The 13,395-nt window shown below is 64.8% G+C and carries 12 protein-coding genes and 1 pseudogene; 2 read left to right on the top strand and 11 right to left on the bottom strand.

Translation table 11 applies throughout. The features are described 5' to 3' along the window. Positions 1 to 11: 11 nt before the first annotated feature. From dapB to NMG70_RS12460, 7 genes are all read right to left on the bottom strand, one after another. Positions 12 to 854 (bottom strand): 4-hydroxy-tetrahydrodipicolinate reductase, encoded by an 843-nt coding sequence (dapB, locus tag NMG70_RS12490; RefSeq protein ID WP_254024791.1) that lies wholly within the window; start codon positions 852 to 854, stop codon positions 12 to 14. After that, the gene (locus NMG70_RS12485; RefSeq protein WP_254024790.1) at positions 851 to 2,656 is read right to left on the bottom strand and encodes an ABC transporter ATP-binding protein; all 1,806 of its coding nucleotides are present in this window, start codon (positions 2,654 to 2,656) and stop codon (positions 851 to 853) included. The genes dapB and NMG70_RS12485 overlap by 4 nt, the downstream gene beginning before the upstream one ends. Positions 2,657 to 2,861: 205 nt before the next feature. Then, positions 2,862 to 3,881, bottom strand: a complete 1,020-nt coding sequence (locus NMG70_RS12480; RefSeq protein ID WP_254024789.1) for a glucokinase — start codon at positions 3,879 to 3,881, stop codon at positions 2,862 to 2,864. A 373-nt stretch (positions 3,882 to 4,254) separates the two neighbouring features. Beyond that, entirely contained in the window at positions 4,255 to 5,352 is a 1,098-nt protein-coding gene (gene mepA / locus NMG70_RS12475; protein WP_254024788.1) for a penicillin-insensitive murein endopeptidase, read from the bottom strand. 129 nt (positions 5,353 to 5,481) lie between these two features. Further along, positions 5,482 to 6,384, bottom strand: coding sequence for an SDR family oxidoreductase (locus NMG70_RS12470; RefSeq protein ID WP_254024787.1), 903 nt, complete (start codon positions 6,382 to 6,384; stop codon positions 5,482 to 5,484). After that, on the bottom strand, positions 6,381 to 7,541 hold the full coding sequence (gene queG / locus NMG70_RS12465) for a tRNA epoxyqueuosine(34) reductase QueG (protein WP_254024786.1): 1,161 nt from the start codon (positions 7,539 to 7,541) through the stop codon (positions 6,381 to 6,383). Before queG ends, NMG70_RS12470 begins: the two co-directional genes overlap by 4 nt. After that, positions 7,522 to 8,214 (bottom strand): glutathione S-transferase family protein, encoded by a 693-nt coding sequence (locus tag NMG70_RS12460; RefSeq protein ID WP_254024785.1) that lies wholly within the window; start codon positions 8,212 to 8,214, stop codon positions 7,522 to 7,524. Before NMG70_RS12460 ends, queG begins: the two co-directional genes overlap by 20 nt. A 163-nt stretch (positions 8,215 to 8,377) precedes the next feature. Here NMG70_RS12460 and NMG70_RS12455 point away from each other — a divergent pair, with 163 nt between their 5' ends. Together NMG70_RS12455 and NMG70_RS12450 are read left to right on the top strand one after the other, a co-directional pair. After that, on the top strand, positions 8,378 to 9,184 hold the full coding sequence (locus tag NMG70_RS12455; protein WP_254024784.1) for an undecaprenyl-diphosphate phosphatase: 807 nt from the start codon (positions 8,378 to 8,380) through the stop codon (positions 9,182 to 9,184). Between the two features lie 267 nt (positions 9,185 to 9,451). After that, positions 9,452 to 9,778: a hypothetical protein gene (locus NMG70_RS12450; RefSeq protein ID WP_254024783.1), complete on the top strand. Its 327-nt coding sequence runs from the start codon at positions 9,452 to 9,454 to the stop codon at positions 9,776 to 9,778. Here NMG70_RS12450 and NMG70_RS12445 read toward each other — a convergent pair. The 4 genes and pseudogenes from NMG70_RS12445 to rsmI all read right to left on the bottom strand — a co-directional run bounded on the left by NMG70_RS12445 (position 9,764) and on the right by rsmI (position 13,289). Next, positions 9,764 to 11,098, bottom strand: coding sequence for a tetratricopeptide repeat protein (locus NMG70_RS12445; protein WP_254024782.1), 1,335 nt, complete (start codon positions 11,096 to 11,098; stop codon positions 9,764 to 9,766). The two genes, NMG70_RS12450 and NMG70_RS12445, sit on opposite strands and share 15 nt — an antisense overlap. Positions 11,099 to 11,584: 486 nt before the next feature. Further along, positions 11,585 to 11,710 (bottom strand): annotated as a pseudogene (locus tag NMG70_RS32925) (winged helix-turn-helix domain-containing protein); the annotation flags it as partial. 243 nt (positions 11,711 to 11,953) lie between these two features. Further along, the gene (locus NMG70_RS12435; protein WP_254024780.1) at positions 11,954 to 12,331 is read right to left on the bottom strand and encodes a YraN family protein; all 378 of its coding nucleotides are present in this window, start codon (positions 12,329 to 12,331) and stop codon (positions 11,954 to 11,956) included. Further along, positions 12,324 to 13,289, bottom strand: a complete 966-nt coding sequence (gene rsmI, locus NMG70_RS12430) for a 16S rRNA (cytidine(1402)-2'-O)-methyltransferase (protein ID WP_254024779.1) — start codon at positions 13,287 to 13,289, stop codon at positions 12,324 to 12,326. Before rsmI ends, NMG70_RS12435 begins: the two co-directional genes overlap by 8 nt. Between the last annotated feature and the right edge of the window lie 106 nt (positions 13,290 to 13,395).

Here is a 13,395-nt window from a genome sequence, read left to right as displayed (position 1 = left end):
ATCAGATCGTCTCAGGCGAGTCCGAGCACGTCCCGCATCGAATACAGTCCCGGCTTCCTGCCGCGTGCCCACAGTGCGGCCTTGACCGCGCCGCGGGCGAAGATCGCCCGGTCCTCGGCATGATGAGCGAGCGTGATGCGCTCGCCGGTGCCGGCCAGCACCACGGAATGGTCGCCGACCACCGAGCCGCCCCGCAGCGTGGCGAAGCCGATCGAGCCCGCCTTTCGCATGCCGGTGTGGCCGTCACGCGACCGCACGCTGTTCCCGTCAAGATCGATGCCGCGCCCAATGGCGGCGGCTTCACCGAGCAGCAGCGCCGTTCCCGAGGGCGCGTCGACCTTGTGCCGGTGATGCATTTCCAGGATCTCGATGTCGAAATCGTCGGCATCGAGCGCACGCGCCGCCTGCTCCACCAGCACCGCCAGCAGATTGACGCCGAGGCTCATATTGCCTGACTTGACGATCGTCGCGTGGCGCGCCGCCGCCGCTATCTTTGCATTGTCGTCGGCCGAGCAACCGGTGGTGCCGATGACATGGGCGATGCGCGCCTGCGCCGCGTAGCCAGCGAATTCGACTGTTGCTGTCGGGCTCGTGAAATCGAGCACGCCGTCGGCCTTGGCGAAGGCCGGCAGCGGATCGTCGCCGATCGCCACGCCGATAGTGCCGATGCCGGCAAGCTCGCCGGCATCCTTGCCGAGATGTGGCGAGCCGGGCCGCTCGATCGCGCCGGCGACGCGGGCGCCCGGTATGGTGTGGATGGCGCGGATCAGCGCCTGGCCCATGCGTCCGGCCGCGCCGACCACTACCAGGCCCATTTCATTGACGGGGAGGTCGTTTGTGGCCGTACCGCTCATAAATTTCTCCCAATCGCTTTTTTCGCGCGCCGCACCGGAGTTTGGATTGGCTTGCCGTCGTCGACAAGCCCCAGCCCCTTGTTGCCCTGCACCCGGTGGAACCGGGCATATACGCTGTGCGGGTCGGTCATCAGCGAGGCATGCGTGCCTTGCTCGACCAGCCGGCCCTGTTCCAGCACGATGATGTGGTCGGCATTGACCACCGTCGACAGCCGGTGCGCGATGACGATGGTCGTGCGCCCTTTCATAACCTGGGTCAGCGCCTGCTGGACGCGCGCTTCGGCCTCGTTGTCGAGCGCCGAGGTCGCCTCGTCGAGCAGCAGGATCGGCGCCTGCCGCACGATGGCGCGGGCGATCGACAGGCGCTGGCGCTGGCCGCCCGACAGCGTCAGGCCGCCCTCGCCGACAGGGGTGTCATAGCCTAGCGGCTGCTGGCGGATGAAGCCATCGGCCTCGGCCTGTTGTGCGGCCAGCTCGATCTCGGCGTCGCTGGCACTCAGCCGCCCGTAGCGGATATTGTCGCGAATGGTGCCTTCGAACAGATAGGGCTGCTGCGAGACATAGGCGATGGAGCGGCGCAGCGACTGCTTGGTCACCTCTAAAATGTCCTGGCCGTCGACCTCGATGCTGCCCGCCTCGACATCGTGGAAACGCTGCAGGAGCGCCACCAGCGTCGACTTGCCGGCGCCCGAGGCGCCGACGATGGCCGTCATCTTGCCGGCGGCGGCAACGAAGCTGAGATCCTGCAGCACCGGAGCGTCGGCGGCATAGCCGAACGACACATTGTTGAAGCGCACCTCGCCCTTGCCGATCTTCGCTTCGGCCGCTCCGGGCGCGTCGCCCTGCTGCGGCTCGAGGTCGAGCAACTCGTAGATCATGCGCGCATTGACAAGCGCCCGTTCCATGCCGACCTGCATGCGCGCCAGCCGCCGGGCCGGGTCGTAGGCAAGCAGCAGTGCGGTGATGAAGGAAAAGACAGCACCGGGCGGTTGGCCGCCGACGGCTGCCCGGTAGCCGGAATAGGCGATGACGCCGGCGACGGCGAAGCCGGCCAGCATGTCCGAGATCGGCGATAACCGTTCCGAGACGCGGGCGATGCGGTTTGCCCGCTGCTCGGCGCCGGCGACAAGATCGCTGATGCGACGCGACAGCTCGTCCTCCAGCGTGAACGCCTTGACGATGGCGATGCCTTGGGTTGCTTCCTGCATGGCGCCGATCAGCCGCGCGTTTATCTGCACGGCTTCGCGCGTGGCGCGCCTTATTCTGCGGGTCAGATAGAGGACGGTGTAGATCAGCGGCGGCCCGATCAGCAGCGACATCAGGGACAGCATCGGATCCTGCCAGATCATGACGCCGATCAGCGCGACCAGCGATACGGCGTCGCGTGCCAAGGATGTCAGCGTCATCGACAGCAGGTCGCGGATGCCGTTGACGTTCTCGTTGATCTGTGCGGCCAGTCGTCCCGAGCGCGTGTCGTTGAAGAAACCGATGCCGAGCTTCATCAGATGAGCGAAGACGCGGCGCTGGTAGCGCGCCACCAGATTGTTGCCGATCCTGGCCAGCGTCACCGCCTGGCCGTAGGTGGCCAGCCCGCGCAGCACGAAGGCGCCCAGGATCAACAAGCAGATCAGCGCGATGAGATCGCCGCGCTGCTCGTAGAATATCTGGTCGACGACATCCTTCATGATCCAGGCGGTGAAGGCGGTCGTGGCCGCAATCATCACCAGGCACAGAACGGCCAGAACATAATACCAGCGATAGTCGCGGCCGTTCTCGGCGAGGATGCGGCGGATCACCGCCACGACCTCGCCGGGCCGGGCTTTGGCCTGGTGGTTTGGGCCCTGGTGGTTTGGGGCTTGGTGGTTTGGCGACTGGTTCAAGTCGGGATCGTTCCGTGATGTCGGTCCGGCTCCACGGCCGGGTCAATTCGGCAATCCTCTTAGCGCCATGGCGGCGGCTTGCCTATGGCAGAGGCCGGCAAAACTTCGCCGCGGCTGCGGCCGTCGTCTAGGCCCGCCAGCGCCGCCCCGCGGTCTGGACGCCGAACAGCGACGGGTTCCTGGCATAGGCGGCAAGGCCGGAAAGCGCTGCCAGCGGATGGGTGATCACATAGACCGGCATGGTGCGCATCAGTTCGCTATGCGGCGCCTTGTCCTCGAAGGCGGCGCGGAAATTGCCGGTTTTCAGCGCCGGCAGGATTTTTTGCGCGATGCCGCCGGTCAGGAAGACGCCGCCGCGGCTCATGAACACCAGCGCAAGGTCGCCGGCGGTGCGCCCCAGGCAGGTGACGAACAGCGACAGCGCTTCCTCGGCCACCGGATCTGACTTCGCCAGCGCCGCGGCGGTGACCTCGGCCGGCGTGGTGAACGGCGCCGGCTTGCTGTCCGCCTTGGCCACCGCCCGGTAGGCATTGACCAAGCCGCGGCCGGACAGGATCTGTTCGCCGGAGATTCTGCCCTCGAGCTTCTCGATATGCGCAAAGACCTGGAAATCGCGCGGCGAGCGCGGCCCGATATCCATGTGCCCGCCCTCGCCGGGCACCGGTATCCAGTGGTTCAGCGCGTGGACCAGGCCGGCGACGCCAAGTCCGGTTCCTGGACCGAGCACCACCCGTCCGGCATTGGGCTCCGGCGCATCGCCGCCGATCTTTTCCATATGCTCTTCGCCGAGCGCCACGACGGCCAGCGCCTGCGCCTCGAAATCATTGAGCACCACGACGTCGCTGAGGCCGAGGCTGGCAAACATTTTTTTCGGCTTGACGATCCACGGGCAGTTGGTGAGCGGGATCTCGTCGCTGTCGACCGGGCCAGCCACCGCCAGCACGGCGGAATTGGGCCGGACCGACGAGCGGTCGAGCACCGCGGCCTGGATCGCTGCGTCGATCGTGCTGAAATTGGCGGTCTGGACGATCTGCGGTTCGGTTGGTTCCGAATTCGCGTCGAGCACCATCGAAAAGCGCGCATTGGTGCCGCCAATGTCGCCGATCAGGACCGGAAACTGCAGCGCTGTGTCGTCGTCGCCTGGCATGCTCTCGTCCGTCCCGGTTCCCAGTGGCGTTTTCGTTGACTAGCGCATGACCCGGGAAAGGGAAAGTCGCTTCAGAGTCAGTTCCGGTGCAATCACTTCAGGTCCGAATTTCGTCCTTGCCCCATTCAGCGTTTGCGCTGCCCCTCACCTTCCTGCCGGCATCCTCTCCCCGTATAGTGACGGGGAGAGGGGGCGCTTTCATCGACGGTTCGCTAATCTCCAACGCCGCAAGAACGGCGCCAAGGCAGCGACCAGCCCCTTTCTCCCCGTCACTATACGGGGAGAAATGCCCGGCAGGGCAATGAGGGGCGGCGCCGACCCCAACAGTTGGTCGTCGCCAACATCAGTGGAAGCCGAGGCGATTATCCTGGCCTCAGTTCCCCGGCCGCGGCCGCGGCAGCGGAATGCCGATCTCGGGCGTCGCCGCGAAAGCGTTGACCGAGGCCGGAAGCGCTGCCCCGCCGCTTGCGGATGCCCGCGCCGGCGCGGGCGCCGTCATGAGAACGGGTGCAGCCGCGACCGGCACGCCGTCGCCATAATAGGTGACCGCCTCCGCCGAAGCCGGATCTGGCCCGTCGAGCACGGCCTGGCATGCTGCGGGCAAGCTCGCCATCGTCATCAGGTCGCGCGCTTTCGGCCTGTCCGGGTTCTTGTTTGGGCGCCATGGCTCCTCGGTGAACCACCATGCCAGCGACTGGTCGCAGCCCTCGCCTGGCGCTGTGTTTTCCTGCGCTTTGCATTTGGGCGAGCCGGGCTGGCAGCCGATGCGGATGTGGAAGTGATAGTCGTGGCCCCAGAACGGCCTGACCTTGCGCAGCCATGCGCGGTCGCCTTTCACCGTGTCGCAGAGCTTCTTCTTGATGCCGGGATTGACCAGGATGCGCTCGACTTCCGCATAGCTTGCCGCGCGCTTCAGCAGCCGCGTATGCGCCGCTGCCCAGAGCGCATCTTTCACCAAATGGGTCTTTTCGTCGACAAGCAGGGTGGCGCTCATGTTTTCGCGCTGCTCGAGCGAAAGCTTGCGGTCTGGCATTGGCGTCAGCCAGATGTCGGCGTCGAGGCCGATCTGGTGGGAGGCATGGCCGGTCAGCATCGGGCCGCCGCGCGGCTGCGAAATGTCGCCGACCAGCAGGCCGGGCCAGCCGTCGGCCGCTGCGTCGCGCGACAGTTTCTCGATCAGCGCGATCATCGTCGGATGGCCCCAGCGGCGGTTGCGCGAAGGCCGCATCACCTCCCATTTCGGGCCGTTCAGGGGTATGGCGACGCCGCCGGCAAAGCAGCCCTTGGAATAAAAACCGATCGACTGCGGCGCAGCCACGGCCGGCAGCTGTTTGGCGCCGAACAGGTTTTTTGCCAGTTCTTCGGCCGCCGCAGGTCGCGCTGCAAGCCCCGCCAGGACCAGGACGGCGAGCGCTGCTGTCAGTGCATGTCGCCCAAAACTGCGCAGCGGTTTTGGGATAACGACATGCATAAACAGAGGTCTAAAGCCCGTTGCGCCGCGCAGCAATCTACCACGCAATGATCGCTTCAACATCGTCATGAAAGCAGAACCCCTCTGCACATTAAGTCGAATTATATCACGCCTGGCGCGCGATTTCGATCACGACCGCTTCATCGGGCTGCGCGCCTCGCCGTCGCGCCAGTTGCCCTCAGCCCACATATGGTCGAATGCGCTGCGGTAGTCGGGAAAGCGGAAGCGATAGCCGGCCGCCTTGATCGCCATGTTGGCGACACGCTTGTTCTCGCGATAGAAGGACCGCGCCATGGGCGAAAGTTGGGCGGTCTCGAACGGAATTTCCGGCGGCGGTGTGACGCCCATCAGCCCTGCGGCATAGGTGACGACGTCCTGCGGCGGCGCCGGCAGGTCGTCGGTGACGTTGAAGATGCCGCCGCTGATGTTCTTGAGCAGATGCCAGAGCGCCCCCGCAATGTCGTCGCAATGGATGCGGTTGAACACCTGGCCGGGCTTGATCAGCCGCCGCGCGGTGCCGTTTTCCAGATTGACCAGGGCATTGCGGCCCGGCCCATAAATGCCGGAAAGCCGCAGGATCGCCACCGGCCGCCCGATGTCCCGACCCAGCTTCAGCCAGTCCTGCTCGGCGGCGACACGCATCATCGAGCGCTTCGACGCCGGCCGGCATTCGGCGGTCTCGTCGACCCAGTCGCCGCCATGGTCGCCGTAGACGCCGACGGTGGAGAGATAGGCGATCCATTCGAGCGCCGGCATCTCCGCGATTGTCTCGCGCGCCGCGTTCAGCACCGGGTCGCCGGCCTCATCCGGCGCCACCGAGACGACGAGATGGGTTGTTTTCTCGAGCACGTCGCTGATTTCAAGCGTCAGCGCGCCGTCGAAAAGCAGCGGCTGGATTCCGGCTTGCCGCAGCGCTTCGAATTTCTCCGCTGCGCGTGTCGTCCCAAGGATCGTGCTGGCATCCGTGCTGGCGCGGGCAAATGCCTTGCCCGAATAGCCGGCGCCGAAAATGAGGATCTGCTTTTCGCTCATGCATCCGCCTCGATCTGGTCTGCCAGCGCCAGGCGCCATTCGCGTCGCACGGCCTCGTCGCCTTCTGCTTTCACCGCAGCGTTGGCCCATTTGGCAAATTCCGACGCCGGCACAAGCCGTGACAGCGCCCATACCGCCGCGCCGCGCACCAGCGGCGAGGCGTCGCCGAGCAGCGCACGCACGGCGTTGCCGAGCGAGGGTTGGCCGGAATTGCCGGCGGCGATCAGCACATTGCGGACAAAGCGGTCGCGACCGATGCGCTTGACCGGCGAACCGCTAAAGAACGACCGGAAAGCAGCGTCGTCGAGCGCCAGGAGATCGGCGAGCGGCGGCTCGCGCAAGTCCGCGCGGGCGACGAGCTTTGCCTCCGACGCCGCCCGGGCAAACTTGTTCCACGGGCAGACGGCCAGGCAATCGTCGCAGCCAAAAATGCGGTTGCCGATTTTTTCGCGGAACTCGTGCGGGATCGGCCCCTTGTTCTCGATGGTGAGATAGGAGATGCAGCGTCGCGCATCGAGCCGGTAGGGAGCCGGAAAGGCGTCGGTCGGGCAAACGTCGAGACAGGCGCGGCAGGAGCCGCAGTGGTCGTCTTCGGGCGTATCGGGTGCAAGCTCGGCCGTCGTGAAGATGGTGCCAAGGAACAGCCAGGAGCCGTGCTCGCGGCTGACTAGATTGGTGTGCTTGCCTTGCCAGCCGAGGCCGGCGGCTTCTGCCAGCGGCTTCTCCATCACCGGGGCGGTGTCGACGAACACTTTTACGTCGCTCCCCGAGCGCGCAACGATCTTGCCGGCGATCTCTTTCAGCCGGCCTTTCATCACGTCGTGATAGTCGCGGTTCTGCGCATAGACGGAGATCGCTCCGCGCTCGCGCTTGCCCAGCACCGCGCGCGGGTCGCGGTCGGGGCCGTAGTTCATGGCCAGCACGATGATCGAGCGAACTTCGGGCCAAAGCGCTATCGGCTCGCCGCGGCGTTCGAGCGTCTCGGCGATCCAGCCCATCGAGCCGTGGAAGCCGTCGGCGACGAATGCGGCAAGCCGGGCCGGCGCCTGCGGGATGGCATTTGGCGTGGTGACGGCAACGGCATCGAAACCGGCGCGCCGCGCCTCGCGGTCGATCAGCGGGCGCAGGTTTTGCGCTCTAGAAATCGAGGTCCGCATAATGTGACACCGGCGACAGGCCGCGCACCCGGTCGGACAAAAGCGGCCGGAACGATGGCCGTGATTTCACCCTTGCATACCATTCGCGCGCGGCAGCGTGTTCGCGCCAGTCGATCTCGCCGAGATAGTCGAGCACGGACAGCGCAGCCGCAGCCGCTAGGTCGGCATAGGTGACCTTGCTGCCGGCCAGCCAATGGCGGGTGCCGGCCAGCCAGTTGGTGTATTTCATGTGCTGGCGGATGTTGGCGCGCGCAGCACGGATCGCCGCCGAATCGGGCGAACCGCCGCCCGCCGTTTCCGGCATGATCGGCTTCAGCACGCGCTCGCGCACCAGGTGCCGCGTCACCTCGCTATCGGCCTTGTTGAGGTACCAGTCGGTCAGCCGGCGGATTTCGGCGCGCCCCATCGGGTCCTCGGCGAACAGCCGCTTGTCGCGCTTGAGCACGCCGCGCGTCTCGTCGAGATATTCGCCGATGACCATGGCGCCGACGATCGGCACGTCGCCCTCGGCAAGCAGGATCGGCAGCGTGCCGGCCGGGTTCAGCGCCAGGAACTCCTTGCGCCGCATCCACGGCTTTTCCTCGATCAGCGCCAGCTCCTCGCCATACTCGCCGAAAGCGAGGCGAACGAAGCGGCAGGTGGCGAACATCGGGTGGTGGAAAAGCGTCAGCATGGTCCCGCGATAATAGAGCGCACTGGCAAATCGCCGGCCGCGCCGGTAAGTCTTGGCCGCCCCGATTCAGGTGGCCGTCAGGGTGCTGCGACCTATAGGAGGAGTTCCGCGCCATGACAAGCAAGCCGTTCTTCAAAGCCCTCACTCGAACGCCGAGGTTTCCATGGAAAGCCAGACCATTGTCGAAGCGCTGCTGCTCGGCATGATCGAGGGCATGACCGAGTTCATTCCGGTCTCGTCAACCGGCCATATCCTGCTTGCCGGCCATTTTCTCGGCTTCCATTCGACCGGCAAGGCCTTCGAGATCCTGATCCAGCTCGGCGCCATACTGGCGATCCTCAGCGTCTATTTCCATCGCCTGTGGCAGATGCTGGTCGATCTGCCGCATGATCGGGTGACGCGGCATTTCGTTCTCGGCATCCTCGTCGCCTTCCTGCCGGCGGCCGTCATCGGCGCGCTGGCGCATGGCTTCATCAAGACGGTGCTGTTTGAATCGCCGAGGCTGATCTGCATCATGCTGATCATCGGCGGCTTGGTCCTGCTGTGGGTGGATCGCTTCAAGCCGAAGCCGCTCTATCACGACGTCGAGCGGTTTCCGCTCCGGCTCTATCTGCAGATCGGACTGTTCCAGTGCCTTTCGCTGATCCCCGGCACGTCGCGCTCCGGCTCGACGATCGTCGGCGCGCTGCTCCTGGGCGTCGACAAACGGGCGGCTGCGGAATTCTCCTTCTTCCTTGCCATGCCGACGATGGTCGGCGCCTTCGCCTTCGACCTGTTCAAGAACCGCAACGTGCTGACCAGCGCCGACCTGCCGATCATCGCCGCCGGTTTCATCGCCGCCTTCGTCGCGGCGCTTATCGTCGTGCGCTTCCTGCTCAACTACGTGTCGCGCCACGGCTATTCGCTGTTCGGCTGGTGGCGGCTGGTCATCGGCACCGTCGGCCTGGCGGCGCTGTTTGTATGGGGGTGAGGCGGCGCACTTAATTTCGCCAGGGCTCTATTTGTTCGTTTCCCTAGCAATGCTGGGGAGATTAACAGCGTAGGCCTGCCCTCCCAGCCCAAGCCGTCCTCGCAGGGTCGTCCTTGCCGCTTTGAGTGCATCCCGTAGCCAAAATCGACTGCGTTCATCACTCTTCAGAACTTTTTCACGCCGATTTCATGACTTCGAACGAGCCCTCGCGTTCTCTCTCGCACGCCGTCCCCACACGCTTCGGACGCCGAACTGAGGAGCTAAACGATGATCAACCGCGTTTTGGGAATTCTCGTGATCGGCACGGCGACCGCCGCGTCCGCTGGTGACAGTCTGAGCCGCCACATTCTCGAACGGGCAGCGAGCTGCTGGCCTACGCAGACGGCGATGCGCGGAATCAGCTTCAGCGCAGATGTCCACGTCAGCTTCACGCGCGAGGGGCACGTCAGTGCCATCGAAATCGTCGACGTTGCACCACAGACCGAGACGTTCAAGGGCTTGGCCAAGGATTTCGCAGATGCATTGAAGCGCTGTGGTCCGTATGTCACCGAAGGCATGAGCGAAGTGAACCTCAATCTCTCATGGCCGCTGTAAACGCAGCGAAGTGCTGCTACTTCGCGACCGAAATTCGTAACGCTTGATGCGAGACAGCAGTATGTATTCGTTCGTGGCTCCAGATGTGCCGTCCAGATTGCGGAACACAGCGCCACAGCCGGTCAATTTACGCGGATAGGCGCTGCACAGGCTGTCGCCCTGCACCCACATCCGACCGGTCACGACCTCCTCACCAACTGTTCGGGTCACGCTGCCGTCTGCCGCAATCACAGCATGGTAGGCTGAGACATCGGGCAGAATCTGGCGTCCCGTCAGCTCGTGTCCGATTATGAGATTGCTGATGTCGACGCCATTCATCCGTTCAGCGGATCCCGGCTCCACTCCGGCGGGAAGCTCAGAAACCCCTGCCTTCCTCAAGCCATCGAGCAGGCGAACGATGTCCTCCGGTCGCTTGTAGACGAAGAACTGCTGCGCGATCAGCAGGTTTGGCTGACCCTCCTGCCTTTCCGACAGCACGCTTCGGAGCTGCTCCAGGGCTGAGGCCGCTTCCGGCAGGCGATCGAGATGCGCAAGCGCCGCGACAAGAACATGCAGGCCGTAGAACTTCGTCCAGGGATTGGGCGACCGAACATCGACCTGCTCAAGCTGCGCGACCGCCTCCTCGTAGCGGCCTTGGCCGAACGCCGCCAAGCCAGCCTGGTAGTGTCGCCACTCCGTCCACCCGGGATCGACGCGTAGGGCCGCCTCGAGAAAGGTTCGCCCCTCTGCCGGCCTGCCGTTGAAGATGAGGGCCTGGCTCAGCCCTTCGTAGGTCCAGGAATCGCTCGGGTCGAGCGCTATCGCCTTTTGCAGGGCAGCCACCGCCTCGTCGGACCTATGCTCCCGGACCAGAAGCTCGGAAATCAGCTGATAGTAACCGGGAGACGGGTTTCCGGCAGCGATGGCCAGATTGCCGTAGAGCTCGTCGTCGATTTCGGTCCAACTAAGCCCTAGAGCCTGTCTCCTCGCATCGTCGGCATCCCAGTGGAGCCATGCCAATTCCGCGGCCGCCGCGCCGAAATCGGCATCCAGCGCCAAGGCCTGGCGCAGGTGGCCAGATGCTTCCACGGTGCCTGATGGTGTATCCGTTCGTCGCGCCTCGATAGCGCGCCGAAAAGCCTGGTAAGCTTCCGGATCGTCAGTATCGCCGGACACGGCCAGGGTTGCTTTTCCCGGGACGAGCTTTAGCTGCAGCGCGGCGACAATCTGACCGGTCACCTGGTCCTGGAGCTTGAACACATCGGTGAACGGACCTTCGAACCGCTCGGCCCAGATCTGGCCAACCGTCGAGGCATCGACCAAGTGCGCATTGATGCGCACTTCATCGCCGAGACGTCGAACGGAGCCCTCCAGCAGGTAGCGGACGCCGAGCTCTTTCGCGATCTTCGCCGGCGGCAGACCGCTGTTGCGATATGCGCGCGCGGCATTGCGCGAGACGACGAACAGGCCGGGAACGCGCGCCAGCTCTGTCGTCAGATCCTCCGCGAAACCGTTGGCAAGATAGGCCTGCTCCTCGGCTTCGCTGAGATTTGCGAACGGCAGAACCGCGATCGAGAGCGAGGGCGGCACTTCCGTATCAAATGTAGGCCTCCAGATGAACGCCGCGACTGCGGCAACGATTGCCAGTACAGCGCTTACAAATATCAGGGTTCGCCGGCTTTTAGTCTCGTGCTGGTCAGGAGAGGCAGCGCCGTGAACCTGCGGGTAGCGATCATGAGGTATGCCGGGCGCTTGGCTTTCGGGGACAAAGCGATATCCCCGTCGCGCGACTGTCTTGAGCAGGCTCTGCTTCTCGTCGCCGATGGCTTTCCTGATTTCGCTGATGCACTGGGAAAGACTGTTTTCCGTCACCGCGATGCCGGGCAAGACAGCGTCCAGGAGCTCCTCCTTCGTCACGACACGGTTGGCGTTGGCGACGAGATGTTTCAGCACCGCGAGCGATTGAGGCCTCAGCGGGACATCTTCACCACGCTCGCCGTGCAGGAGACCGGCGTCGAAATCGAACTCGACACCGTTTAGAACAAGGCTCGGCGGGTTGACCAGGTTCAAAGCTGCTCTCGATCATCGTGCTGATCGTTCGGGCGGCATGTTGCTCGGCAGGCCGCCTTGGACTGAGAATCGGCGCCTGCCGCCGAAAGTCAACTAGCGTTTGGCGCTGATTAGTGGATCCTGAGCCTAGTTCCGCCCGTAAAAAACATTCTCGACATGCACCGGCCAGCGCCACGGCAGCACCGCGACCATGTCGAAGCGCACCGACAATCTGCCATAGTCGGGCTGGCGCGACAGCCAGAGATCGGCGGCGCTTTCGATGCGGCGCTCCGATTCGCAGGCGATAGCCTCCATCGCTTCCATCAGTGTGCGCCGCGCCTTCACCTCGACCATCAGCACCAAGTCGCCGCGCCGCGCGATCAGGTCGATCTCGCCGAACCGCGTGCGGTGGCGGCGGGCCAGGATCCGATAGCCCTTCACCATCAATGCCACAGCCGCCAGCCACTCGCTGCGGTGGCCGCGCCGATAGGCCCGCTGGCGGCTGGCGACCGGGCGTTCAGGCATCGCCGTCTTTCCCCGTGTCGCCCTCTTTGCCAGTGTCGCCCTCTTTCCCAGTATCGCCCTTCTTCCCAGTATCCTTGAGTTCGAGCAGCCGCCGGTAAAGCGTCTGCTTCTGGCCGCCGGTCATCTTGGCGGCTTCCGCCGCCGCCTTGGAGGCCGGCATTTCGGCTGCAAGCGAAAGCAGAAGCCGGTCGATGTCCGCCGGCTCGTCGGCCGTTGCGTCCGACGGGCCGACGCAGATGACGATCTCGCCCTTCGGCGTGTCGGCCGCCGCGTAATGATCGGCGAGCGACTGCAAGGTGCCGGTCCGTATCTCCTCGAAGGTCTTGGTCAACTCGCGGCCGATCGCGGCCTTACGGGCGCCACCCAGCGCCCCGACCATGGCACCGAGCGTCTCGGCCAGCCGGCGCGGCGATTCGAAGAAGATCAGCGTCGCCGGCGCCGTCTTCAGCGCTTCCAGCCGCGTCAGCCGCTGGCCGGTCTTCACTGGCAGGAAGCCGGCGAACAGGAAGGCGTCGGAGGGCAGGCCGGAGGCCGTCAGTGCCGCGAGTGGGGCCGATGGGCCGGGGATCGGCACGACACGAATGCCCTGGTCAAGCGCCTCGCCGACCAATCGGTAGCCGGGATCGGAGATCAGCGGCGTGCCGGCGTCCGAGATCAGCGCCACGCTCTGCCCGTCCAGCAAGGCTGCGATCAGTTTTGGGCCGGCGTCGACGGCATTGTGCTCGTGATAGGCAGTGGTGCGGCGGCGGATGCCGTAGCGGTCTAGCAGCACGCGGCTGACCCGCGTGTCCTCGCAGGCGACGATATCGGCGGCGGCGAGCGTTTCAAGCGCGCGTAATGTGATATCGGCGAGATTGCCGATCGGCGTCGCCACCAGGTAGAGCGCCGGCTCGAGTGGCCGGGCCGATATCTCGGTTTGGCCGATCACGTAGCTGCGTTTTACCAACTCGCCGGTCACCGGTGTCCCCCATCAGAGCGTCCTCTGACACTGAATGCATTCGGCCCTGTTTGGCACGGCTCACGCCTGGTTGCAAAACCGGTGCCAAAGGAAGCGGTCGCCATGC

Source organism: Mesorhizobium ventifaucium, from assembly GCF_935822925.1.
Lineage (GTDB): Bacteria > Pseudomonadota > Alphaproteobacteria > Rhizobiales > Rhizobiaceae > Mesorhizobium > Mesorhizobium ventifaucium.
The sequence above is the reverse complement of the archived record's forward strand: the minus strand, read 5'-3'. Positions and strand labels throughout refer to the sequence as shown.